The sequence below is a fragment of the Citricoccus parietis genome (assembly GCF_042433045.1).
GTDB lineage: Bacteria > Actinomycetota > Actinomycetes > Actinomycetales > Micrococcaceae > Citricoccus > Citricoccus parietis.
This window is the reverse complement of the sequence record NZ_JBHLWH010000028.1, coordinates 55,346-78,094: the sequence shown is the minus strand read 5'-3', so window position 1 is coordinate 78,094 and position 22,749 is coordinate 55,346. Positions and strand designations below refer to the sequence as shown.

Below are 22,749 nucleotides of genomic sequence, written 5' to 3'. Positions count from 1 at the left end.
CGCGGCAGGCAACGGCTCAGGCGGTGGCGTCGTTGGCCTCCTGTCCGGCGATGTCGGCGTTGACGGCTCCGCGGTCCGGGAACAGCAGGTGGTAGGTCAGCCCGGCGATGGCAGCGCCCACGAGCGGGGCCAGGATGAACAGCCAGACCTGACCCAGTGCCTCACCGCCGGCGAACCAGGCCACGCCGAGGGAGCGGGCCGGATTCACGGAGGTGTTGGACACCGGGATGGAGATCAGGTGGATCAGGGTCAGGGACAGGCCGATCGCCAGCGGGCCGAAGCCGGCCGGGGCGCGGCGGTCCGTGACACCGAGGATGACGTAGAGGAACACGGCGGTCAGGACGACCTCGATCAGCAGCACGGACAGCATGGTGTAGCCGTCCGGTGAGCGCTCTCCGTAGCCGTTGGTGGCGAATCCGGACTCCTGGGCGTCGAATCCGGTCTTTCCGGAGGCGATCGCCAGCAGGACGCCGCCGGCCACCGTGGCGCCGAGGATCTGGATCAGCATGTAGGGGCCGACGTCGGACCACTTGGTGCGGCCCGCCAGGGCGGTGCCCAGCGTGACGGCCGGGTTGAAGTGGCCGCCGGAGATGTGTCCCACCGCGTAGGCCATGACCACGACGGTCAGGCCGAAGGCGAGGGCGACCCCGAGGAAGCCGACGCCCATGTTGACGCCGGCGGCATCGTCCATGACCTGGGCGGCGAAGACGGCGGTGCCGCAACCTCCGAAGACGAGGACGAAGGTGCCGATGAACTCGGCCACCAAGCGGGCTGGGGTGCTGGGAGCAGATGAAGCAGGCATGGTGCGATCCTCCAGTGCTGTCATGGCAGACCGGCACCGGCCCTCCGGGTGGGGGCTAGACGGGCGGCTGCTGGAAGCCCCAGTATCTCCACTTGTCCGGTCTGAAGGCACGCCTAGACTGACCGTGACCGATACCAGCTTCATCCGCGGATCCAAGGAGGACCAGTGGCCGGAAAGACCCCGCACCAGAACACCACCTTTGCCTTGCCGGAGAAGGAGGGGACCGAGGGCGGCGACCATCGTGGCCACGGCTACCTGGCCACCCCCGAATCCGGGTCCGGCCCCGGCGTCATCGTCATCCAGGAATGGTGGGGCCTCACGGACCACATGCGGGACGTCTGCGACCGGTTGGCGGCGGAGGGCTTCACGGCCCTGGCCCCGGACCTGTTCGGCGGTTGGGTCGCCCATGATGGCGAGGAGGCCGGGGAGATGATGCAGAACCTCCCCGCGGAGGAGGGGGCCCGCCAGCTGGCCGGGGCCGTCGACTACCTGCTGTCCCTGGACTCGGTCACCTCGAAGACCGTCGGTACTGTCGGGTTCTGCATGGGTGGCGGGTTCGTGCTCGCCCTCGCCGCTGACCAGGGTGCGAAGGTCTCTGCCGCGGTGCCGTTCTATGGCGTCGGCCAGGCCGTCCCGCAGGCCTACGCCGGGGTGAAGGCTGCTGTTCAAGGCCACTACGCCGAACAGGACTCCATGTTCCCGCCCCAGGACGCACGCGCCCAGGAGCAGCAGATCCGCGACGAGTCCGGTGCCGAGGTCGAGTACTTCTTCTACGATGCCCCGCACGCCTTCCACAATGACGAGAACCCTCAGGGCAACTACCGCCCCGAGGAGGCCGAGCTCGCTTGGTCCCGCACCGTGCGGTTCCTGAAGGACAAGGTCGAGTAACCGCCGGTGCCCCCGTCCTCGCCCCCGTCCGGGCGGTCTTCAGCAGACGAGACCGTCCCGGAGACGCTGTTCCTCTCCACCATCCCCGGCGCCTCGCCCTCCAAGTGGGTGGACCGCTTCACCTCCCGTGAGCGCCGGGTCCAGTTGGTGAACCACGACGTCGGTGCGCAGGTCGCGTTCCTGGCACCCGGCCCGGACGGCTTGGCCCCGCGCGGGCTTCCTCAGCTGGGCTACCTGCGCTGGCGGCTCGACTCCACCCCAGAGGCACTCCTCGCCGCCGGCGGCGTGGATCCCGCCGACGTGCACGTGGTCCGGTTCTACGAGGAGGACCCGGTGGTGTGCGTTGGCCAGGATCACCTGCTGGCAGCGTGGGATGCCGCAGCCGACGGCCCCGTCCCGTGTTCCGAGCTGGATCCGGCCGAGCGGATGGACCCGGCGAGGTTCGCGCCCGAGCCGCCGATCGACGCGCTGGACGCCCCGGAGATCCCGGGTGCAGGCGAGCGGATGGCCGTGGAGATCGTGGCCACGGGCGCGGGCCACGTGGTCCTGCCCGCCTCGGTGGCCCGCATGTTCGGCCGCAAGGACGTGGTGGTGCTGCCCCTGGAACGCCGCGATGAGGCCGCGGAGGCATCGGACGGCCATCCCGGGTGGGGGGTGGGCCTGGCCTGGTTGAAGGCCGTGGACTCCCAACTCGTGCAGGACTTCGTCGGCGCGGCGAAGGGCCGCCGCCCCGGCTCGTCCCGGAATGACCACCTCCAGGCCTCCACCGCGGCGCCTCAGGGCGGCGCCACGGCCACGAAGGGTGCCAAGGGTGCCACCGGGGCTGGCTCCAAGAGTTCCAAGGGCGGGTCGAAGGGCGCGGCCAAGGGATCGAAGGGTTCGAAGGGGTCCCCGGGATCGAAGGGCGGCAGGGGCGGCAAGCGCCGCTGAACGAGGCCTGACCTGCGGAGGGGGAGGACCGGCGTCGTGCATGTTCGCCGTTGCCCCGTGGCCGTGCGGGTCAGCCCAGGCGGCCGGGTTCGGAGGACTCGTAGGGCTTCTCATCCGGATCCGCGGGCACGGGTTCGGTGCCGCGCCAGCGGGCGATGGCGGTCATGAGGTGGAAGACCACGAGCACCGTCGCGGTGCCGAGGGCGATGCCGCCGAACTGCATGCCGGCGACGTCCAGGGTCGGGTCGGCGATCGCGACGATGAGGCCTGCGCCGGCGGACATCAGGTTGATCGTGTTCGAGAAGTCCACCCGGTTCTGCACCCAGATGCGCACGCCCATCACGCCGATCATGCCGTAGAGGATGATCCCCGCCCCTCCGGCGACGCCCGCGGGGATGGTGTTGATCAGGGCGCCGAATTGCGGGAAGAACGCGAGGGCGAGGGCCACGATCCCGGCCACCCAGTAGGCGGCGGTGGAGTAGACGCGGGAGGAGGCCATGACGCCGATGTTCTCCGCGTAGGTGGTGGTGCCCACGCCGCCGCCGAGGCCGGAGAGGGTGGTCGCCAGACCGTCGGCCATCAGGGCCCGCCCGTTGGAGGAGTCCAGGTTGCGGTTCGTCATGAGGCCGACCGTCTTGACGTGGCCGATGTTCTCCGCCACGAGCACCAGCACCACGGGCAGGAAGAGGAACAGCACGTCCCAGTGGAACTCCGGGGCGTGGAAGGGCGGCAGGCCGACCACGGCGGCCTCACCGATGGGACTGAAGTCGATCTGGCCCTGGGCCAGGGCCACGAGGTAGCCGACGATGATGCCGAGCAGGATGGACAGCCGGCCCAGCAGGCCCTTGAACAGCACGGCGCACACCACGATGGCCAGGGCGGTGGAGAAGGTGGTCAGGGGCACCGTGACCATGGCCTCCGTTGTGGAACCGGCGAGGTTCAGGCCGATCAGGGCCACGATCGTTCCCATGACCACCGGGGGCATGAGCGCGTGGATCCACCCGGTCCCGGCCCGCTGCACGATCAGGCCGACGAGGAACAGCGCGACGCCGGAGACGAGGACGCCGCCGAGGGCCCCGCCGATGCCGTGCTGGTTCATGGCCGCGCTGATGGGCGCGATGAACGCGAACGAGCTGCCGAGGTAGGAGGGGACCCGGCCGGCGGTGATGATCAGGAACAGCAGAGTGCCCACGCCCGAGAAGAACAGGGACGCGGTCACGGGGAAGCCGGTGATGGTGGGCACGAGCACGGTGGCGCCGAACATGGCCATCACGTGCTGGACGCCGACGCCGATGGTCTGTGGCCAGGCGAGCCGCTCGTCCGGGGCGACGACCTCGCCCGGGGTGATGCGACGGCCGTCGCCATGCAGGTGCCAGCCCATGCCGAGCCGGCGGGCCAGGGACCGCTGCTCTCTGGTGGTGGACGCGGTGGTGGCTCCTGCGGCTCCGTCGGTGGCTTCCGCGGCGGCTCCGTCGGTGGGCTCTGTGGGGTCCTTCGAGGTCACGGGTATCTTTCCGGTCGGTTCGGGGGTGCTGGAATTGCCCTGCGGACGTCCGGAGGACCGGTCAAAAACCGAGAGGGCAACTGAGCGGTAGGGTACCGTTGATCTGTGACTGATTACGTGGGTGTGATCGGCGAGGCGCTCGTCGACGTCGTCCTTTCCGATACCGCGACGCCGCGGGTCCACGTCGGCGGCAGTCCCCTCAATGTGGCCGTTGGCCTGGCCCGGCTCGGGGAGAACGTGTTCTTCGCCGGACGCTATGGCCACGACGACTACGGCACCATGGTCCGCGAGTACCTCGACCGCAACGGCGTGACAACGGTGCTGGACCCGGACGGCCTGCCGACCTCCGTGGCCACCGCCCGCCTGGACCCCACCGGCGTGGCCCACTACGAGTTCGACCTGGACTGGTCGCTGCCCGATCCTGACGAGACCGCCCGGCTGGTGCGCGCCGTATTGGACCGGGACGGCCGGGCACGGACCCTCAAACACCTGCACACGGGATCCATCGCCACGATGCTCGAGCCGGGTGCCTCCACCGTCATGGAGTTGCTGACCACGCTCGAGCCGGACGTCACCCTGAGCTACGACCCGAACTGCCGCCCCTCGATCGTCCCCGACCGGACCACCGCCCGCCGCCGAGCTGAGGAGTCGGTGGCGTTCGCGGACATCGTGCACGCCTCGGACGAGGATCTGGCCTGGCTGTATCCAGACCGTGCGCTCGAGGACGTGATCGTCGAGTGGCAGCGGATCGAGCCGGCCATGGTGGTGGTGACCCGCGGGGAGACCTCGATCCTGTGCGCCACCGCCGCCGGCGTGACCGAACATCCCGTGACGCCCGTGGAGGTCGCAGACACGGTGGGTGCGGGCGACTCCTTCACCGCCGCCCTGCTGGTCGCCCTGAAGGACCGCGGGCTCCTGGGCGCGGAGAACCGCAAGGAACTGCGGAGCATCAGCCCGGAGGACACCGCGGCGGTGCTCGCCTACGCCGCGCGGGCCGCGGCCATCACCTCGTCCCGGCTGGGGGCCGATCCGCCCACACGTGACGAGCTCGGCTGAGGCGCCCCGCCGGTTCGCCTCGCACCGTCACCCCCGCTGGCCCGCGGCCTAGAATGGGGACCATGTCCCGTCCAGAACCGACCTACGAACCGGCGCCGCCGGCTCCGGCCGGTCCGGCCCTCCGCCGGCCCCGGATGATCGCCAGCGACCTGGACGGCACCATCATCGGCTACGACCACACCCGCACCGGGCTGATCTCGCCGCGGACTGTGGAGGCCTTCCAGGCCGCGCATGACGCCGGCATCCAGGTGGTCTTCGTGACCGGCCGGCCCATCCGCTGGCTGACGCCGCTGACCGAGGCGCTGGGTCATGCCGGACCCATCATCTGCTCGAACGGGGCCGTCATCTATGACCTCGTGCGGGAGACCGTGCTCGACTCCAAGCCCATGGACTTCGAGACCGTGCTGCAGGCGCGCGAGATGATCGCCACCCTGGACCCGTCGGCGTCCTTCGGGGTGGAGACCCTGGAGGGATTCCACCTCGATGCCGCCTTCGTCGACCGCCAGGACGCGGAGGTCACCGGGGACCTCGTGTCCGGCGAACTGGCCGCCGGCGTCCACGTGGCACCGCGTCTGGATGAGGTCCTGCCCGAGGATCCTGCCGTGGTGAAATTCCTGGTCAAGACCCGCTCCCACGAGCCCGATGCCTTCCTGGCCGAGGTCCGGGATCTGCTGGGGGACCTGCTCGCCGTGACGCATTCTGCACCCGGGATGACCCTGCTGGAGTTGTCCCGGCCGGAGGTCAACAAGGCCACGACCCTGGCCGGCTTCGCCGCCGAGCACGGCATCTCCGCCAGTGAGGTGGTGGCGTTCGGGGACATGCCCAACGACCTGGAGATGATCCACTGGGCCGGCACCGGGTACGCCGTGGCCTCGGGGCACCCTGCCCTGCTCGCCGCCGCGGACGCGACCACCGGAGCCTGCGATGACGATGGGGTGGCCCAGGCCATCGAACATCTGCTCACCCTCGACTGACGGTTAGGGTGGACGCGTGAAGCGCCCCCTCCTGCCTCCCTACCTGACGGACTCCCTTCCCGCCCGCCGAGGCTGGCCGCTGGCCTTCGCCCACCGCGGGGCGGACACCACCCGGGAGAACACGCTGACCGCTTTCCGCAGCGCCGTGGACCGTGGCTACGGCTACCTCGAGCTGGACGTGCGCACCTCGAAGGACGGGGTGCTCATGGTCTTCCACGACGAGGTCCTGGACCGCGTCACCACCGGCTCGGGCAGGATCTCCGACCACACCTGGGAGGAGCTCAGCGCGCTCCGGGTGCTGGATCCAGCCACCGGGCAGGGGTCCGACCGCGGTCCGGTGCGGGAGCGGGTGGCCTCCGGTGGCGGTGAGGCGCTGGAGCCCGAGGTGGGGTTCGCCGGGAGCGACCTGCTCGAGGGCGAGCACCTCCTGCGCTTCGAGGATCTGCTGACCGAGTGGCCTGACGTGCACCTCAACGTGGACCTCAAGGACGATGCCGCGGGCGAGGCCATGGTGCCCCTGCTGGCCCGCCATGATGCCTGGGACCGGGTGCTGATCGCCTCCTTCCATGATTCCCGACGCCGGCGCTTCACTCAGACGGCCGGCCGCCGGATCGCGATGTCCGGCGGCGGATGGGCCATCGCCGCCCTCGTGCTGGCGGCCCCCTTGGGGCTGACCCGCTTCGTGGCGCGCCGGCTCGTCCACGTCGACTGCGTCCAGGTCCCCGTGAAGCAGGGCCCCGTTCCCGTGGTGACCCGCACCTTCGTGTCCCGGTGCCAGGCCGCCGGACTGCAGGTCCACGTGTGGGTGGTGGACGAGCCCGCGGAGATGGAGCACCTGCTGGCCCTCGGCGTGGACGGGCTGATGACGGACGACGCCGAGGCCCTGGCCTCCGTGATGGAGGCTCGCGGGTACTGGCCGCAGCGCTGAACCCCCGCTGTGACCAGAGCGGCTGCGAGGTATCGGGCCCTTGCCATTACCGTGGGGGCATGCCCCAGATTCCGGACTTCATCGCGGACCAGACCCTGAACCCCGGCCAGCACGGCGAGGGACCCGGTCAGGAGGACGCCGCCCTCGATCCGGCGTCGATGCTGCACGTCCCGGCCGGACCGGACGTGGCGAGCGGGAACGAGGAGCCGGGCGCCGCCGTCGCGAGGATGCGCCAGGCCGCCGCGCTGCGGTTGGCGCACCCGCGGCGCTTCCGGGCCGGTCAGCTCAAGGGCATCCGGCGGATGCTGGAGGAACAGGCTGACGCGATCTGCGCGGCCTTGGCGGTCGACCTCGGCAAGCCCGCCGTCGAGGCGATGCTGACCGAGGTCCAGCCCACCCGTTCCGAGGTGGACCACGCCCTGCTGTACCTGACCGACTGGATGGAACCGGAGTCGGTGAAGGTGCCGCTGGCGTTTCGGCCCGCCAGCGCCAAAGTCGAGGCCCGGCCTCTGGGGACCGTGCTGATCATCGGCCCGTGGAACTACCCGGTCCAGACCCTGCTCGGCCCGCTGGTGGCGGCCGTGGCGGCTGGCAACTCCGTGGTGCTCAAGCCCAGCGAGAAGGCCCCCGCCACGTCCGAACTCATCGGCCGGCTCATCCCGCAGTACCTGGATCCGCGTGCGGTCGCCGTGGTGCAGGGCGGGGCCGAGGCCGTGCAGGCCCTGCTGGCCGAGAAGTTCGACCACATCTTCTACACCGGAGGGGAGCGCGTGGGGCGGATCGTCTACGAGGCCGCCGCGAAGCAGCTGACGCCGGTGACCCTGGAGCTCGGCGGCAAGTCCCCGTGCGTGGTGGCGGACGGACGCAACTGGCCGGCGATCGCCCGCCGGATCGCCTTCGGCAAGTTCACCAACGCCGGGCAGACCTGCGTGGCCCCGGACTACGTGCTGGCCGTGGGCGAGGAGTCCCAGCGGCAGCTCGAGAAGCACCTGCCGAAGGCCATCGAGGAGTTCTACGGCAAGGACGCGCAGCAATCGCCGGATTACGGCCGCATGGTCAGCACCGAGCACCTGGAACGGACTGTGGCCCTGCTGGAAGACTCCCTGTCGGGTGGCGGTGGCGGTGGCGGTGCCGAAGGCGAGGGCCGCCCACCGGCGCGGCTCGTGCATGGCGGCCGGGCCGACGTCGCCGACCGGTTCCTGGAGCCGACCGTGGTGGCGGACGTGTCACCGGACAGCGCCCTGATGGCGGAGGAGATCTTCGGGCCGGTGCTGCCGATCGTCCGGGTGGACACCTTCGAGGAGGCAGTGGAGTTCATCGCGGCCCGGCCGCATCCCCTGGCCGCCTACCTGTTCACGGACAAGCACCGCTACCACCGGGCCTTCGAGGAGCGTGTCACCGCCGGCGGCATGGCCTTCGACGTGGCCCTGCTGCAGGTGGGACTGCCCACGCTGCCCTTCGGCGGGGTGGGGGCCTCCGGCCTGGGCGCCTATCACGGGCGGTCCGGCTTCGAGACGTTCTCCCAGCTGCGCCCGGCCCTGACGAAGACCGATCAGGTGGACACCCTGAGGATGGTCTACCCGCCCTACACCTGGACCAAGCGCCAGGCCCTCAAGCGCCTGCTGTAGGCGAAGTCTGCGCTTTCAGTCGACTTGGGGTGGGTTGTTTCGCGGCCCACCCACTCCAAGTCGACTGAAAGCCCGGGGTCAGGCGATGACGGCGTCCACGATCGCCTTGGCCTCCGCCTGCACCTGGGCCAGGTGTTCGGAGGAGATGAACGACTCGGCGTAGATCTTGTACACGTCCTCGGTGCCGGAGGGCCGGGCCGCGAACCAGGCGTTCTCGGTGGTGACCTTGAGGCCGCCGATCGCCGCGCCATTGCCGGGGGCCTCGGTCATCTTGGCGGTGATCGGCTCGCCGGCCAGGATGTCCGCGGTGACGTCGGACGGGGACATCTTCTTCAGCTTCGCCTTCTGCTCGGCGGTGGCCGGGGCGTCGATGCGGGCGTACACGGGATCGCCGTACTGCTCCACCAGCTCCGCGTAGTACTCGGTGGGCGTCTTGCCCGTCACCGCACGGATCTCCGCCGCGAGCAGGCACAGCAGCAGTCCGTCCTTGTCCGTGGACCAGGCGCTGCCGTCGAAGCGCACGAAGGAGGCGCCGGCGGACTCCTCGCCGCCGAACACGCCGGTGCCGTCCAGCAGCCCGGGCACGAACCACTTGAAGCCGACCGGGACCTCCACGAGGGGCCGTCGCAGCCCGGCGGCCACCCGGTCGATCATCGAGGAGGAGACCAGGGTCTTCCCGACGCCGGCCCCCGCCGGCCAGCCGTGCCGGTGCCGGTAGAGGTAATCAATGGCGACGGACAGGAAGTGGTTCGGATTCATCAGCCCGCCGTCCGGGGTGACGATCCCATGGCGGTCGGCGTCGGCGTCGTTGCCGGTGGCGATGTCGAAGGGAGCATCCCCGGCCGACTCGTTCTCCCCGGTGCCCTCCGCCCGCATCCGCTCGATCAGCGAGGCCATCGCGTTGGGGGAGGAGCAGTCCATGCGGATCTTCCCGTCCCAGTCCAGGGTCATGAACCCCCACTGCGGGTCGACCTCCGGGTTCACCACGGTCAGGTCCAGGCCGTGCCGGACTCCGATCTCTCCCCAGTACCCCACGGAAGCGCCGCCCATGGGGTCCGCTCCGATGCGTACCCTGGCCTGGCGGATGGCATCCAGATCGATGACCTTGGGCAGGTCGGAGACGTAGCGATCCAGGAAGTCGTAGGTCCCGAGGGCCTCGTGCTGACGGGCCTCGGTCAGCGGGATGCGCTGGACGTCCGCGAGGCCGCCGGCGAGCAGGGCGTTGGCGCGGTCGGCGATCCAGTTCGTGGCGTCCGTGTCCGCGGGGCCGCCCTGCGGAGGGTTGTACTTGATGCCGCCGTCGGTGGGCGGATTGTGGGACGGAGTGATGACGATGCCGTCGGCCTGCCCCGTCTGTCCGGCCTGAGAAGGCCCGCCGCCGGCTGGCACTTCCGCATTCAGCGCCAGGATGGCGTGGGAGACGGCGGGGGTGGGGGTGAACCCTTCCCGGGAGTCGATCAGGGTGTGCACGCCGTTGCCCATGAGCACCTCGAGCGCGGTGTCCTGTGCGGGGCCCGAGAGGGCATGGGTGTCCCGGCCCATCAGCAGGGGGCCGGTCACGCCCTGGGCGGCACGGTACTCGATGATCGCCTGGGTGATGGCGGCGATGTGGTCCTCGTTGAAGGAGGCCTTGAGCGAGGAGCCGCGGTGGCCTGAGGTCCCGAAGGAGACCTGCTGGGCCGGGTTGGCGGGATCGGGATGCAGCTCTGCATAGGCGGCGAGCAACGCCGGCACGTCCACCAGATCCTGCGCGAGAGCGCGTGTCCCGGCTCGTTCGGCGGCGGGCTTCGCCTGGGTGGCGGCGGCATCGGGTGAGGCGTTCTCAGAGCTCATGCCACCACTGTGGCACGCCCGGCCCGGGGCGGGTAGAGAGGTGCCTACCGTGACGCCACTCGGTTCTTCTCAGTATTCCTGTCCATGCCGGACTACTGGGGTTCCGGACTACTCTGGCGTGGTCACCACGGAGATGAGGGCATCCACCTCCGGATCACGACGCCGGCCCTCCTCGTCGCACTGCAGGGAGCCTTCCCCACAGGTCACGGCCCAGATGAAGCCGTCCCGCAGCCGACCCGGCCCCCCAGGCTCCGGCCTCTCTTTGCCCGGCCCCTCTGTCCCCTGCCCCTCGGTTCCCGGCACTGCTGTGCTCAGCTCCGCGATCCGGTGCGCCGCACGCGCGGCCGGGCCGCCGTCGTCGGGAACCGGGGCGGACCATCGGCGCACCATCCCGGCGATCCCGCCGGAGCGCTCCACCGTGACCTCGAACCGTGCGGTGCCCGAGCCTTGCTGAGGTGCTCCAGGTGCACCAGGTTCTCCACGAGCCCCCAGTGGACCCGGGGGGCGGTCAGCAGTGCCATCCATGGTGCAAGCCTACGCAGGGGGTGCCGGGTGCCGGTTGTTCCGGGTCAGATCAGGATCGGGCGGCCAGGACCCCGACCTGCTCCCAGGCGTCCCGGATCGCCGTGGCCACGGCCTCGTCGAATCGTTCTCCGGCCGCCAGCACGGTGGCCTCCGCGAAACCGGCGAAGTCGGCATCACGCGGCAGTGTCTCGCCCGTGACGACGTCGAACCAGACCTGCCCTGCCCGCTCCCAGGAGTGTCCGCCGAGGGCCATCGCCGCGAGGTGGAAGGCCTTGTTGGGGATGCCGGAATTCAGGTGCACCCCGCCGTAGTCCGCCTGGGTCTCCACGTAGTCGTCCATGTGCGCCGGTTGCGGATCCCGCCCCAGCCGCGGGTCGTCATAGGCGGTCCCCGGCGCGGCCATGGACCGCAGCCCGTCAGCCTGGACGCCCTCGCCGAAGATCTCCGAACCGATCAGCCAGCTGGCCTGCTCGGCCGTCTGACCCTGCGCGTACTGGTCCACCAGGGCGCCGAGCACGTCGGAGAAGGACTCGTTGAGGGCACCGGACTGGCCTTCATAGAGCAGGTCCGAGGAATACTGCATCAGCCCGTGCGCGAGCTCGTGGGCGATCACGGACACCGAGGGAGTGAAGCCCGTGAAGATCTCACCGTCGCCGTCCCCGAACACCATCTGCGTCCCGTCCCAGAACGCGTTGTCATAGCGCTGGCCGTAGTGGACGGTCGCGAGCAGTCCCAGCCCGGTCCCGTCCAGAGAGGACTGCCGGTAGACCTCCTCGAGGAACGCGTGCACGGAGCCGATCCCGTCATAGGCCCCGTTGACGGACACGTCCTCCACCGGTGGCTGTCCCTCCGTCCGCACGGTCCTGCCGGGGAGCTCCTCGGTGTTCTCCGCATCCGAGATCGTGCGGTCCAGGGTGCCTGCCGGGGCCACCAGGGCGCGCTCCGGCAGCGCCGCCCCACGGTGGCGCCGCTCGCGGACCTGTTCATCCAGTTCCAGGGTCCTCGCGATGGCGGCCGGCGGCCGGTGCCGGGACAGGTGGTCCAGCAGATACGGGGGCACGGCGCAGTGGCGTTGATACACCGGTGCCGTGGCCGTCTCGCGAGGCGTGGTTGCCATGAACATCGTCATCAGATCCCTCCCGTTGCCGCCAGCGTCGGACGGTCCGGCCCTGCGGTTTCGATCATCCTGCATGCGGGCGCGGACACGATAGGGATCTGCCGCGACCGGGACGGTGTCTGATCCGTTCCGTAGACTGGGGCTCATCATTCCGCCTGCCGGCGGCTGGCTGGTCCAGTTTCCGGTCCGGCCCGCAGCAGCCGAAGAGTCAAGGGGAGCCATGTCCGATCGGGACCCACGTCAGCACGGTGGCCAGTCGTCCGAGTCGTCGGGCGGCGACCGGCCGTTCAACGACCCGCATCACCCCTCCTGGTACTCGGATCCCTCCGCGCCGGCCACGCCCGCCGCTCCGCAGCAGTCGCCCGGACAGCAGGCCGCCGCGCGCAACCCCTATGCCGACCAGCCGCTGGCCGGTCCCTACGGCAACGGTCAGGGCCAGTACCCGATCCAGGGCGAGTATCCCGTCATCGCCAATCCGTCAGGCCAGGGCACTCCGTCCGGGCAGAACGGACCCTCCGGGCAGAGCGGACCCTACGGCCAGGGCGGGGCCGGCAATCCCTACGGACCACGCCCGGGCCACACCGGACCGTGGGACGCGTCCGGTCGCCAGGCGGGCAGCCCGTTCCCCGTGGCCGGCCACTCGGCCCAGCCCACCGGCCTGGCCGTGGCATCCATGGTGCTGGGCATCGTCGGTGTGGTGACCGGCGGGTTCCTCTTCGTGCCCCAGATCCTGGCGGTCATCCTCGGTCACATCAGCCTGAACCGGGACCGTCAGAGCCGGGGTTTCGCGATCGCCGGGCTGGTCATGGGCTACCTGATGACCGGGCTCACGCTCCTCGGCGTCCTCGGATTCATGGCGCTGCTCTTCGTCTGACCGGGTCTAACCGGCCAGCAACTGCTCCATCCGGGCGGCGAGGGCCAACAGGGGGCCTTCTGTCCCGGGCCGGCCGATGGCCTGGACGGACCAGCTGAACCCGTCCGCGTCCCGTAGCACGGGGACGGAGATGGCCGGCAGCCCCATGACGTTGACCATGGACGTGTACGGCGTGAACCGGCACTGCAGCTCGTAGTCCTCGGCCGGGGGCAGGGCGGTGAACGTGCCGATGGCCGGCGGGGCGAAGGCCAGGACCGGCGTCAGCACCACATCGTGCGCGGCCAGCTGACGGCGGGCATCGCCGGCCCAGTCGGTCAGGCGTCCCACCGAGGTGGCGAGATGGTCCTCGGAGTAGCCGCGGGCCAACTCCAGGAAGTGGGCGGACAGCGGCCCGAGGAGCGGCTCTGCCCCCTCCGGCAGGGGGACCCTGGTCAGGGCCGACGTCCAGACGGTGCGGAAGTCCAGGTGGTACCCGGGCGCGTAGGAGAGGTCGGCCTCCACCACCTCGTGCCCGTCCCGGCCCAGCGCCGCGGCGGCGGCGGTGAGGGCGTCCACGGCCGGCCGGGCCAGCGTGATGTCCAGGTCCGGGGAGAAGGGGGAGGCGGTGGAGTACCCGATGCGCAGTTGTCCCGGCGCGGCCTCGAGGGCCCGCGGCAGGCTTCGACCCTCGCCGCCGGGGCCACCCAGCATGGCGTCGTACAACAGTGCGGCGTCCGCGGCGTTGCGCGCCAGGGGCCCCGAGACCGTGAGGTTGCGCACCGAGTCGTCCTGCTGGTCGGTGGGAACGGTCCCCCGTCCCGGTTTCAGGCCCACCAGTCCGCAGGCCGCCGCCGGGATGCGGACGGACCCGCCGCCGTCGCTCCCGGGGGCGAACGGCAGCATGCCGGCCGCCACGGCCGCGGCGCCGCCGCCCGTGGAGCCGCCCGCGGTGCGTTCGGGGTCGAGCGGATTGCGCGCGGGGGCGGAGATGAGGTTCTCCGAGTGGCAGGGCAGGCCGAACTCCGGAACGGTGGTCTTGCCGGTGGAGAGGGCCCCGGCGGCGTGCAGGGCGGCCGCCAGCGGGTCGTCCTCTGTGGCTGCGGGGGCCTGCGCCGTCACGCGGGAGCCGAACGTGGTGCGCATCCCGGCCACGTCCACCAGGTCCTTGAACGCCAACGGCATCCCATGCAGGGAACCGATGGCGCCGGCGTCGGCGAAGCGCCGGTCCAGATCCTCGGCCCGCTGGAGGGCTGCCTCCGGGGCAAGGGTGATGAACGCCCCCAGCTCGGGGTTGCGCCGCTCGGCCACGGCCAGGAAATGGCGGGTGGCGTCCACGGCGGAGACCTGTCCCGCGGCGAGGGCGTCGCGCAGTTGCAGAGCGGTGAGGCCATCCAGGCCGGGGCCGGTCGGGTCGGCCACGTCGGCAGGGGTATCCCGGTGATTCATCCCCCCACTGTAACGAGCGTTCACCGGGGACGCCGAGACGCATGGTTCCGGCCGTCGGCCTCGCTCTATAGGCTGGGAACCATGAGCATGTTCGAAACCGTCCCCGTCGGCGACGTCCCCGAGAACGCCACCATCCTCGATGTCCGGGAGGATGACGAATGGGTCCTGGGCCGCGCTGCCGGCGCCCTGCACATCCCCCTCGGTGAGCTGCCCGAGCGGCTCGAGGAGTTAGACCCGGACACCGACTACTACGTGATCTGCCGGACCGGCGGCCGCTCCATGCGCGCGGCCGGATTCATGGTGGACCACGGCTACTCCGCCATCAACATCGCCGGCGGATCCGGTGCCTGGTTCGAGTCCGAACGGCCCATGGAGGCGGACGGCGGCGCCGAACCGACCGTCAAGTGAAGGCTGTGGTTTCCGATCCCATGCACGACGCCGGATCGGCCACCACGGGCGCGGCGGGCACCGGCCGCGCCCGGTACGTCTACCTCGGCCCCGAGGGCACGTTCACCGAGGCCGCCCTGCGCCAGGTCCCGGGGACCGAGGAGGCCCAGTGCGACCCGGTCGGCTCGGTGATCACGGCGCTCGCGGAGGTCCGCAACGGCACCGCCGACTATGCCGTGGTGCCGATCGAGAACTCCGTGGAGGGCGGCGTCACCGCCACCCTGGACGACATCGCCGCGGACGAGAACCTGCAGATCCGGCGCGAGATCCTCGTGCCGATCAGCTTCGTGCTGGTCGGTCGGCGCCAGCTGGAGCTGGGCGAGATCCAGACGGTCTCCACCCACACCCACGGCTGGGCGCAGGTGCGCAATTGGGCCGCGGCCCACATCCCCCAGGCGGAGTTCGTCCCCGGCAACTCGACCGCCGGCGCGGCCCGGGGCCTGCTGGACGACTCCACGACCTACGATGCCGCCGTCTGCGCGCCGCTCGTGGCGGAGCAGACCGGCCTGCCCGTGCTGGCCTCGGCCATCGAGGACACCGCCGGCGCCGTGACCCGGTTCGTCCTCGTCTCCCGCCCGGGCACCGTGCCGGCGCCGACGGGCTCGGACAAGACGACCGTCGTCGTACCCCTGCCGGAGGATCACCCCGGCGCGCTGATGGACATCCTGGACCAGTTCTCGACGCGCGGGATCAACCTCTCGCGGATCGAGTCCCGTCCCACCGGGGCTGGGTTGGGCAGCTACTTCTTCTCGATCGACTTCGAGGGCCACGTGGCCGAGGAGCGGGTGAAGGCCGCGCTCGCCGCCCTGTACCGGATGATCCCGGGCATCCGGTTCCTGGGGTCCTATCCCCGTGCCGACAAGCTGAAGTACTCGATCCCGGCGCATACCCGGGATGCGGCCTACCGTGCCGGGCAGGAGTGGGTCGCGGCGATCATGGAGCGGTAGGGCTCAGTCCTCTGCCGCCGGAACCGCCTCCGGCTGCATGAGGGGGGCGGCGGCCGAGTCCGGCACGTCCGTGGCCGGCATCTGCACCCGGAGGGAATCCGGCTTGACCCGCGCGTCGATGACCTTGACCTCCATGATCGCGTCGCCGTCGAGCTGGGCGGTCATCGGCTCGTGTAGCACCACGCGGCACCGGGTGGCCTGGTGGGTCTCCATCACGGGGATCTCGGTGGTGGACTTGGTCAGCGTCTTGGCGGCGATACGGACCCAGTCGCCCACGTGGCGCGGAGAGAGCATGACCACGTCCAGCAGGCCGTCGTCGAACCGGGCGTCCGGGATGAAGTCCATGCCCGCGGTGAGCTCGCCGCAGTTGGCGACCATCACGGACCGCACCTTGCGCCGCTGGGGGGCGCCGCCGTCGAGCGAGATGGAGATCTCCTTGCGCTTGCCGGCCAGGTGGCGCATGCCGGCCTCGCCGTAGGCCAGCCAGCCGGCCTTGGCCTTGAGGTCATCACGGGTGTCGCCCATGACCTCCGCGTCGATGCCCGCGCCGGCGATGACCAGGAAGGTGTTCTTCTTGACCTCGCCGTCGGTGCCCTCGAGCTTGATGGTGACCGAGTCGATCTCCCGCGTGGACCCGTGGATGGCCGTGTTGATGCAGGCCTGGTGGTCGTCCAGCGGCAGCTTGAGGTTCCGCGCCAGCAGGTTGCCGGTGCCCATCGGCACCAGCGCCAGCGCGACGTCGGTCCCGGCCAGTTCCTCGGCCACGAACCGCACCGTGCCGTCGCCGCCGGCGGCGATCACGACGTCGGCACCGTCCCGGATGGCATCGCGCGCCATCTGCTGGCCCGGGTCCTCCACGGTGGTCTCGTAGACCTTCAGCTCGGGCAGTCCGGCCTCGGCGACGGCGGCGGTGGCCTTCGCACGGATGTGGTCCGCGCCGTTCTTGGAGGGGTTGAGTACCAGGGCGATGCGCTGGGGGTGGTCCATGGCGCGGGCCACCAGAGGTGCGTCAGCGATCTCGCTGACCTGTCCGTCCAGGACCTGGACCCTGCCGTTGAGGTCGTCCATCCGACCCGGCAGGGTCTGGACGTTGCCGTGCAGTGAGGTGACCTGGCCGTCGAGGCGGTCCATGCGACTGCGCAGGCGCCGCTGCCCGGTCCAGAGTCCCGTGGCGAAGGCCAGCGCGGCCACCACGAGGACAAGGGCGATGATGACCAGGACCAGTTCAACGGGCATGAGCAGCAGTCTACGGGGGCGCGCCCCGGCTCCCGCGTCGGCGTGGGTGGTCAGATGATCTCGCGCTTGGCTGCGCAACCGCGACATCAAGTGACGGCTCACGGTGGTGGCGGGTGGGCCGACTAGGCTTGTCCCCGTGATCGACGTCAAGCACCTCATCGAAAACCCGGACCTCTATGTGGCCTCCCAGCGCGCCCGCGGCGCCGACGAGTCACTCGTCGAGCAGATCGTGTCCGCCGATGCGGAGCGCCGATCATCGATCACGGCGTTCGAGGAGCTCCGCGCCGAGCAGAAGGCCTTCGGCAAGCGGGTCGCCGCGGTCAAGGGTGAGGAGAAGCAGCAGCTGCTGGCCGAGGTCAAGGAGCTCTCCGCCAACGTCAAGGCGGCCGAGGCTGCCTCGGACGAGGCGAAGAGCCGGCTCGACGGCCTGCAGCGCCGGTTCCCGAACCTCATCGAGGATGGCGTGCCCGCCGGCGGCGAGGACGACTTCAGCACCATCAAGACCGTGGGCACCATCCGGGACTTCTCCGCCGACGGCTTCACCGCGCGGGACCACCTGGAGATCGGCGAGCTGATCGGCGCGATCGACATGGAGCGCGGCGCCAAGGTCTCCGGCTCCCGGTTCTACTTCCTCAAGGGAGTCGGTGCCCGCCTGGAGCTGGCGCTGATGCAGATGGGGCTGGACCTGGCCCTGAAGAACGGCTTCATCCCCATGATGACCCCCACCCTGGTGCGTCCCGAGACCATGCAGGGCACGGGCTTCGACGTGGAACACGACGACGAGATCTACAAGCTCGAGCGGGACGACCTGTACCTGGTCGGCACCTCCGAGGTGGCCCTGGCCGGCTATCACGCGGACGAGATCCTCGATCTGGGGGAAGAGCCGATCCGCTACGCCGGCTGGTCCACCTGTTACCGCCGCGAGGCCGGTTCGGCAGGCAAGGACACCCGCGGCATCATCCGTGTGCACCAGTTCAACAAGCTGGAGATGTTCATCTACACCTCGCCGGAGAACGCCGCCGAGGAACACGCCCGGCTGCTGGACTGGGAGGAGCAGATGCTCGCCATGGTCGAGCTGCCCTACCGCGTGATCGACACGGCCGCCGGCGATCTCGGCATGAGTGCCGCCCGCAAGTTCGACTGCGAGGCCTGGGTCCCCACCCAGGAGACCTACCGGGAGCTGACCTCCACCTCGAACTGCACCACGTTCCAGGCCCGCCGCCTGAACATCCGTGAGCGCGTGGCCGCCGAGGAAGGCAGCAAGAGCGGCTCCAAGGGCGGCACGCGCATGGTCGCCACCCTCAACGGCACCCTGGCCACCACCCGGTGGCTCGTGGCCATCCTGGAGAACCACCAGAACCCGGACGGCTCCGTCAATGTTCCGGCGGCCCTGCAGCCCTACCTGGGTGGCCTCGAGGTCCTGCCGGTCCTCTCGAAGTAGGCCTCCGTGGGTGGATGTCCACACTCAGGGCAGATGTCCACACTGGGGACAACCTGTGAGTGTTCACCGTCCCGTCATCCGCCGGCAGGGAACGGACTACTGCGTGTCCGCGCGGTCTGCTTGACTAGAGGCATGCTCAATTCAAGGAACGCCGGCACCGAAGACCGGCACGAAGAACGGAACCCGATCACCGGTTCCCTCCAGACCACCTACCGTCCCACCTCGGACATGACCTCGTCAGGGCATCAACCGAATGGCAATGGCACCCGCAAGATGGTGTGCCTGGACGTGGACGGCACGCTCGTGGACCATGACGGCCACATGGACGACGAGGTGCGGGATGCCGCGCGTGCCGTCGTCGAGGCCGGCCACCACGTCCTCATTGCCACCGGCCGCTCGCTCGCGGCGACCCTGCCGATCATCCAGTCCATCGGCCTGGAACAGGGGCACAGCGTCTGCAGCAACGGCGGCGTCACCCTGAAACTGTCCACCGCCCTCGAGGACGGTTATGAGGTCATCGACCGCAGGACCTTCGACCCGGCACCGGCCCTCCGCTCCCTGCGCCACCGCCTTCCGAGCGCGAAGTACGCCATTGAGGACGACCGTGGACGCTTCCTGTCCACCGAGCGCTTCCAGGACATGAGCTTCGGTGTCCAGGCCGAGGGCGTGACCTTCGAGGAGTTGATGGAGGCCACCGCGGTGCGCCTCGTCGTGTTCTCCACCGATTCCTCGGCCGAGGAGTTCGGCGAGGCCGTCGAGTCGATCGGCCTGCAGGGTGTCACGTACTCCGTGGGCTGGTCCGCATGGCTGGACATCGCCGCCGCCGGCGTCACGAAGGCGTCCGGACTGGAGGCCCTGCGCGACCATCTGGGCGTGCACATCGACGACACGGTGGCCGTCGGTGACGGCCGCAACGACATCGAGATGCTGGCGTGGGCCGGCCGCGGCGTGGCCATGGGCCAGGCGCCGCCGGAGGTCGTCAAGGTCGCCGATGAGGTCACCGGACACGTCAACGAGAACGGCGCCGCCGCCGTCCTGCGCTCGCTGCTGGGCTGACCCTCAGCGGGGGAGTTCGACCGCGTCCACCAGTGAGAGCAGTCGTTCGGCCGCCGGGCGGCAGGCGTGTTCCTCGTTCCAGAAGGAGCGCTGCACCGCCTTGGAGACGGCCTGCACCGTGATCCCGAGCTCGGCGGCCACGGGCTTCTGCTGCCCCCGGACCCCCGGAACCAGCAGGTCGAGTACCGCCCACTCCGCGTCCGTACGGGTCAGCACCAACTGCCCGATGAGCCGCAGCACGGCCTGGGCCTCCTCGGCCACGTCCGCATCGGGGCCGTCCACGGCCACCGGAACGCGGACCCCGGTCCTGGCCGCCTCCTCCACCGCCCGCCGCGCGTAGACCAGGCCCGGCCCGCCGACGTCGTGGATCACCTGGGTGTCCGGCAGGGAACCGCCGCGTTCCGGGTCGGCCGGCCCCACCGAGCCGACGCCGATGCCCACGTTCCAGCGCCGCTGGCGCAGGGCCCGCATCGCCGCATCGACGGCAGACCGGGCGTCCGGCACGATGCCGATGGCCTCATCGCCGAAGGAGCGCTGGAAGGGCACCACCGTGCCCACGGGCCGCAGCGATCGCAACAGGTCGCCGACCATGTCCCCGACCTCCCGCGAATCACGCTGGTTGATCGTCAGGACGTAGTGAGGCATGGCCACGATTCTGCCAGCAACCTGCGCCGCGGCCGGCAACGCCACATCCGTCTTGACCACGTCGAGCCCGTTAACCACATCGAGGGCCACCCCCACCGATGGGGATGGCCCATCGACGTGGGTCAGGACAGTGAGGTGGTCAGGACTCGCGGCCCTGAGGGGCGTCCGCCGAGACGACGGGATCCTCTTCCGCTGTCTCGACGTCGCGGCCCTGCGGCTCGTCCTCCGGGGTCTCCTCGCCATGGGCGGCGAAGCGCTCGACCGAGGCGGCGAGTTCAGCCTCGGCGGCCTCGCGGCCCTGCCAGCCATCGGCCTTGACCCACTTGCCGGGCTCCAGGTCCTTGTAGCGGGTGAAGAAGTGCTCGATCTCCTTCTTCAGCCACTCGTCGATGTCCTCGAGGTCCTGGATGTGGTCGAAGCGCTTGTCCTCCGGGACGCAGAGCAGCTTGGCGTCGCCGCCGCCGTCGTCCGTCATGTTGAACACGCCGATGGGGCGGGCCTCCACGATCACGCCGGGGACCAGGTCGAAGCCGGGCAGGAACACCAAGGCGTCCAACGGGTCGCCGTCCTCGCCCAGGGTGTCCTCGAAGTACCCGTAATGGGTGGGATACTGCATCGAGGTGAAGAGGATGCGGTCCAGGCGCAGGCGCCCGGACTCGTGGTCGAACTCGTACTTGACGCGGGATCCGGCCGGGATCTCGATGGTGACGTCATGGCTCATGGACGGTGCTCCTTGGCGCTGCTTCTTCGGTGGGCTTCGGTGGTCACCGCGCCGGATGGCGCTGCCAGGCGCGGCGTCTAGAATCAAGGGTATCCCGCGCCCCACCAGGAAAGCCCCACCGTGACCGAACGCCCCGCCCCGCGCCGGCCTGCCCGCGCGGGCAGACCGGTCTCCTTGACGGCGCGAGCGGCGGCAGTGGCGCGAGTAGCGCTGGGGGCTGCGGCGGCCACACTGCTGGCCGGTTGCACCGTCATCCCGGTCTCGACCTCCGGGACGGCGTCCGGGGCGGTCGCCAGCACCAGCATCAGCTCGACGCCGGCCGGCGCCTCCCAGCCCGGCCAACCTTCCAGCGCCGCCCCGTCTCCCACTACCGCGGAGCCTTCCAGCACCGCCGAACCGCTGGCGGCGGCCTCCGCCGCAGCCACCCTGACCGAGTTCCTGGACTTCCCGGACCTGACGCCGCTGTTGGTCCCGAGCCCGGACCCGGAGATTCTGGAACCCTTGCTGGACGAGGCGCTGACGGTGCAGGACGGCTCCGTCTTCGCCGCGGTCCGGGACGGGTTGACCGGGGAACTGCTCTACGACCAGGGGGCGGATACCGCAGCGGTGCCGGCCTCTGCCGTCAAGGTCCTGACCGCGGTGGCCGCCCTCGAGGTCCTCGGACCGGACCACCGCTACACCACCACGGCCGTGGGCATGCCCGCGGGACCGGAGGGCACCGCCGTCGTGCTGGAGGCCGGGGGAGACGTGATGCTGGGGACCGGGGCGAACGCCGACGAGGCGAACGGCCGGGCCGGACTCGGAACGCTGGCCCTCCGGACAGCCGAGGCGCTCCAGGCCGAGGGCACCACGGGCACGGTGTCGGTCCAACTCGACGACTCGGGCTACGAGGGCCCCACGGCCTCGCCGGACTGGAGCAGCGACATCGTGACCTCCGGCAACGCCTCGGCGGTGCAGCCGATGGCCACCTACGGCGGCCGGGCCGTGCCCAGCAGGGACACCGATCGCCTCCACGACCCGGCGCTGTATGCCGCTGAGGTGTTCCGGGACCAGCTGGCCGCGCACACGCAGACCCTCGGCCTGGACATCACCCTCGCCGCGGAGACGAGCCGGGTTCCGGTTGAATCGGCGGCGGCTGAGCCGACATCGACCGAGTCGGCATCGGCAGAATCGGTGTCACCGGCGCCGGCTTCACCGGGCACCGAGCTGGCGAGCGTGCAGTCCGCGCCGCTGTCCGAGCAGATGGCCTACATGCTCCAGACCTCGGACAATCAGGTCGCCGAGGCGACCGGGCGCAACCTGGCGCTCGCCGCCGGCGGCCCGGCCAGTTTCGCCGGCGCAGCGCAGACCATCGAGGAGACCCTGGCGGAACTCGAGGTGGACACCACGGGGATGGCCCTGGTGGATGCGTCCGGCCTGTCCGGCAAGAACCTGGTGTCCGCCGCCCAGCTGACAGCCGCAATGCAGGTCGCGACGACGGCCCCGGACCTGGAGGCGGCCGTCACCGGCCTGCCCGTGGCCGGGGAGCAGGGCACGCTGGAGCAGCGCATGGTCGGGACCGATGCCGCGGGCAACGCACAGGCGAAGACGGGCACGCTCAGCTCCGTCGCCTCACTGTCCGGCACGGTCCAGACCGAGGACGGCCGGACGCTGCTGTTCAGCTTCGTGGCCAACAATCAGCCGGGCGTGCTGACCAACGCCCGTTTCGCCGTGGACCGCGGGGCCGTCGTGCTGGCCGGGTGCGGCTGCCGCTAGGGTCGGTGTGCGGCTAC

General features: G+C 70.6%; 21 protein-coding genes. 12 read left to right on the top strand and 9 right to left on the bottom strand.

Going from position 1 to position 22,749, the window contains the following annotated elements; genetic code table 11:
- Window positions 1-16: 16 nt before the first annotated feature.
- Window positions 17-802: an aquaporin Z gene (gene aqpZ, locus ACFFIO_RS10795; protein WP_378041712.1), complete on the bottom strand. Its 786-nt coding sequence runs from the start codon at window positions 800-802 to the stop codon at window positions 17-19.
- 165 nt (window positions 803-967) lie between these two features.
- Here aqpZ and ACFFIO_RS10790 point away from each other — a divergent pair, with 165 nt between their 5' ends.
- Window positions 968-1,690 carry a dienelactone hydrolase family protein gene (locus ACFFIO_RS10790; RefSeq protein ID WP_378041710.1) on the top strand — a complete coding sequence of 241 codons (723 nt, stop codon included), beginning with the start codon at window positions 968-970 and terminating at the stop codon, window positions 1,688-1,690.
- A gap of 6 nt (window positions 1,691-1,696) precedes the next feature.
- Window positions 1,697-2,620 (top strand): hypothetical protein, encoded by a 924-nt coding sequence (locus ACFFIO_RS10785; protein WP_378041708.1) that lies wholly within the window; start codon window positions 1,697-1,699, stop codon window positions 2,618-2,620.
- Window positions 2,621-2,690: 70 nt separating this feature from the next.
- Here the strand turns inward: ACFFIO_RS10785 and ACFFIO_RS10780 are convergent, their stop codons facing one another.
- Window positions 2,691-4,001, bottom strand: coding sequence for a uracil-xanthine permease family protein (locus ACFFIO_RS10780; protein ID WP_378041849.1), 1,311 nt, complete (start codon window positions 3,999-4,001; stop codon window positions 2,691-2,693).
- Window positions 4,002-4,229: 228 nt separating this feature from the next.
- Here ACFFIO_RS10780 and ACFFIO_RS10775 point away from each other — a divergent pair, with 228 nt between their 5' ends.
- The 4 genes from ACFFIO_RS10775 to ACFFIO_RS10760 all read left to right on the top strand — a co-directional run bounded on the left by ACFFIO_RS10775 (window position 4,230) and on the right by ACFFIO_RS10760 (window position 8,710).
- Window positions 4,230-5,180, top strand: coding sequence for a carbohydrate kinase family protein (locus ACFFIO_RS10775; protein WP_378041707.1), 951 nt, complete (start codon window positions 4,230-4,232; stop codon window positions 5,178-5,180).
- A 62-nt stretch (window positions 5,181-5,242) separates the two neighbouring features.
- Entirely contained in the window at window positions 5,243-6,154 is a 912-nt protein-coding gene (locus ACFFIO_RS10770; RefSeq protein WP_378041705.1) for an HAD family hydrolase, read from the top strand.
- A gap of 16 nt (window positions 6,155-6,170) precedes the next feature.
- Complete coding sequence (locus ACFFIO_RS10765) at window positions 6,171-7,082, top strand: glycerophosphodiester phosphodiesterase family protein (RefSeq protein ID WP_378041703.1); 912 nt, start codon at window positions 6,171-6,173, stop codon at window positions 7,080-7,082.
- Window positions 7,083-7,141: 59 nt separating this feature from the next.
- A complete protein-coding gene (locus tag ACFFIO_RS10760) occupies window positions 7,142-8,710 on the top strand; it encodes an aldehyde dehydrogenase family protein (RefSeq protein ID WP_378041701.1) in 1,569 nt (522 codons plus the stop codon).
- A gap of 78 nt (window positions 8,711-8,788) precedes the next feature.
- Here the strand turns inward: ACFFIO_RS10760 and pgm are convergent, their stop codons facing one another.
- From pgm to ACFFIO_RS10745, 3 genes are all read right to left on the bottom strand, one after another.
- Window positions 8,789-10,543: a phosphoglucomutase (alpha-D-glucose-1,6-bisphosphate-dependent) gene (gene pgm / locus ACFFIO_RS10755; protein WP_378041699.1), complete on the bottom strand. Its 1,755-nt coding sequence runs from the start codon at window positions 10,541-10,543 to the stop codon at window positions 8,789-8,791.
- 108 nt (window positions 10,544-10,651) lie between these two features.
- The gene (locus ACFFIO_RS10750; protein WP_378041697.1) at window positions 10,652-11,068 is read right to left on the bottom strand and encodes a hypothetical protein; all 417 of its coding nucleotides are present in this window, start codon (window positions 11,066-11,068) and stop codon (window positions 10,652-10,654) included.
- Window positions 11,069-11,117: 49 nt separating this feature from the next.
- The gene (locus ACFFIO_RS10745; protein ID WP_378041695.1) at window positions 11,118-12,185 is read right to left on the bottom strand and encodes a M4 family metallopeptidase; all 1,068 of its coding nucleotides are present in this window, start codon (window positions 12,183-12,185) and stop codon (window positions 11,118-11,120) included.
- 220 nt (window positions 12,186-12,405) lie between these two features.
- Between ACFFIO_RS10745 and ACFFIO_RS10740 the strand changes: the two genes are divergently transcribed.
- Entirely contained in the window at window positions 12,406-13,059 is a 654-nt protein-coding gene (locus ACFFIO_RS10740) for a DUF4190 domain-containing protein (RefSeq protein ID WP_378041694.1), read from the top strand.
- A gap of 6 nt (window positions 13,060-13,065) precedes the next feature.
- On the opposite strand, the gene ACFFIO_RS10735 is transcribed toward ACFFIO_RS10740, so the two are convergent.
- Complete coding sequence (locus ACFFIO_RS10735) at window positions 13,066-14,484, bottom strand: amidase (RefSeq protein WP_378041693.1); 1,419 nt, start codon at window positions 14,482-14,484, stop codon at window positions 13,066-13,068.
- An 81-nt stretch (window positions 14,485-14,565) separates the two neighbouring features.
- Here ACFFIO_RS10735 and ACFFIO_RS10730 point away from each other — a divergent pair, with 81 nt between their 5' ends.
- Window positions 14,566-14,892 (top strand): rhodanese-like domain-containing protein, encoded by a 327-nt coding sequence (locus ACFFIO_RS10730; RefSeq protein ID WP_366217669.1) that lies wholly within the window; start codon window positions 14,566-14,568, stop codon window positions 14,890-14,892.
- 20 nt (window positions 14,893-14,912) lie between these two features.
- Window positions 14,913-15,878: a prephenate dehydratase gene (pheA, locus tag ACFFIO_RS10725; protein WP_378041692.1), complete on the top strand. Its 966-nt coding sequence runs from the start codon at window positions 14,913-14,915 to the stop codon at window positions 15,876-15,878.
- A 3-nt stretch (window positions 15,879-15,881) separates the two neighbouring features.
- Here pheA and ACFFIO_RS10720 read toward each other — a convergent pair whose 3' ends face one another.
- The gene (locus ACFFIO_RS10720) at window positions 15,882-17,114 is read right to left on the bottom strand and encodes a diacylglycerol/lipid kinase family protein (RefSeq protein ID WP_378041690.1); all 1,233 of its coding nucleotides are present in this window, start codon (window positions 17,112-17,114) and stop codon (window positions 15,882-15,884) included.
- Window positions 17,115-17,250: 136 nt separating this feature from the next.
- On the opposite strand from ACFFIO_RS10720, the gene serS reads away from it, so the two are divergent.
- Complete coding sequence (serS, locus tag ACFFIO_RS10715) at window positions 17,251-18,555, top strand: serine--tRNA ligase (protein WP_378041688.1); 1,305 nt, start codon at window positions 17,251-17,253, stop codon at window positions 18,553-18,555.
- A gap of 228 nt (window positions 18,556-18,783) precedes the next feature.
- Window positions 18,784-19,611, top strand: a complete 828-nt coding sequence (locus tag ACFFIO_RS10710; protein ID WP_378041847.1) for an HAD family hydrolase — start codon at window positions 18,784-18,786, stop codon at window positions 19,609-19,611.
- A 3-nt stretch (window positions 19,612-19,614) separates the two neighbouring features.
- Here the strand turns inward: ACFFIO_RS10710 and ACFFIO_RS10705 are convergent, their stop codons facing one another.
- Window positions 19,615-20,256, bottom strand: a complete 642-nt coding sequence (locus ACFFIO_RS10705; RefSeq protein ID WP_378041687.1) for a hypothetical protein — start codon at window positions 20,254-20,256, stop codon at window positions 19,615-19,617.
- Between the two features lie 139 nt (window positions 20,257-20,395).
- Complete coding sequence (locus ACFFIO_RS10700) at window positions 20,396-20,977, bottom strand: inorganic diphosphatase (protein ID WP_378041685.1); 582 nt, start codon at window positions 20,975-20,977, stop codon at window positions 20,396-20,398.
- Window positions 20,978-21,097: 120 nt separating this feature from the next.
- Between ACFFIO_RS10700 and dacB the strand changes: the two genes are divergently transcribed.
- On the top strand, window positions 21,098-22,732 hold the full coding sequence (dacB, locus tag ACFFIO_RS10695) for a D-alanyl-D-alanine carboxypeptidase/D-alanyl-D-alanine endopeptidase (protein ID WP_378041683.1): 1,635 nt from the start codon (window positions 21,098-21,100) through the stop codon (window positions 22,730-22,732).
- The last annotated feature ends 17 nt before the right edge of the window (window positions 22,733-22,749 follow it).

Excerpts from the sequence above, each read along its gene's own strand:
- aqpZ (WP_378041712.1), bottom strand. The coding sequence starts at position 802 with ATGCCTGCTTCATCTGCTCCCAGCACCCCAGCCCGCTTGGTGGCCGAG.
- ACFFIO_RS10780 (WP_378041849.1), bottom strand. The coding sequence starts at position 4,001 with ATGGGCTGGCACCTGCATGGCGACGGCCGTCGCATCACCCCGGGCGAG.
- ACFFIO_RS10770 (WP_378041705.1), top strand. The coding sequence starts at position 5,243 with ATGTCCCGTCCAGAACCGACCTACGAACCGGCGCCGCCGGCTCCGGCC.
- ACFFIO_RS10760 (WP_378041701.1), top strand. The coding sequence starts at position 7,142 with ATGCCCCAGATTCCGGACTTCATCGCGGACCAGACCCTGAACCCCGGC.
- pgm (WP_378041699.1), bottom strand. The coding sequence starts at position 10,543 with ATGAGCTCTGAGAACGCCTCACCCGATGCCGCCGCCACCCAGGCGAAG.
- ACFFIO_RS10750 (WP_378041697.1), bottom strand. The coding sequence starts at position 11,068 with ATGGATGGCACTGCTGACCGCCCCCCGGGTCCACTGGGGGCTCGTGGA.
- ACFFIO_RS10745 (WP_378041695.1), bottom strand. The coding sequence starts at position 12,185 with ATGGCAACCACGCCTCGCGAGACGGCCACGGCACCGGTGTATCAACGC.
- ACFFIO_RS10740 (WP_378041694.1), top strand. The coding sequence starts at position 12,406 with ATGTCCGATCGGGACCCACGTCAGCACGGTGGCCAGTCGTCCGAGTCG.
- ACFFIO_RS10735 (WP_378041693.1), bottom strand. The coding sequence starts at position 14,484 with ATGAATCACCGGGATACCCCTGCCGACGTGGCCGACCCGACCGGCCCC.
- ACFFIO_RS10730 (WP_366217669.1), top strand. The coding sequence starts at position 14,566 with ATGAGCATGTTCGAAACCGTCCCCGTCGGCGACGTCCCCGAGAACGCC.
- pheA (WP_378041692.1), top strand. The coding sequence starts at position 14,913 with ATGCACGACGCCGGATCGGCCACCACGGGCGCGGCGGGCACCGGCCGC.
- ACFFIO_RS10720 (WP_378041690.1), bottom strand. The coding sequence starts at position 17,114 with ATGCCCGTTGAACTGGTCCTGGTCATCATCGCCCTTGTCCTCGTGGTG.
- ACFFIO_RS10710 (WP_378041847.1), top strand. The coding sequence starts at position 18,784 with ATGACCTCGTCAGGGCATCAACCGAATGGCAATGGCACCCGCAAGATG.
- ACFFIO_RS10705 (WP_378041687.1), bottom strand. The coding sequence starts at position 20,256 with ATGCCTCACTACGTCCTGACGATCAACCAGCGTGATTCGCGGGAGGTC.
- ACFFIO_RS10700 (WP_378041685.1), bottom strand. The coding sequence starts at position 20,977 with ATGAGCCATGACGTCACCATCGAGATCCCGGCCGGATCCCGCGTCAAG.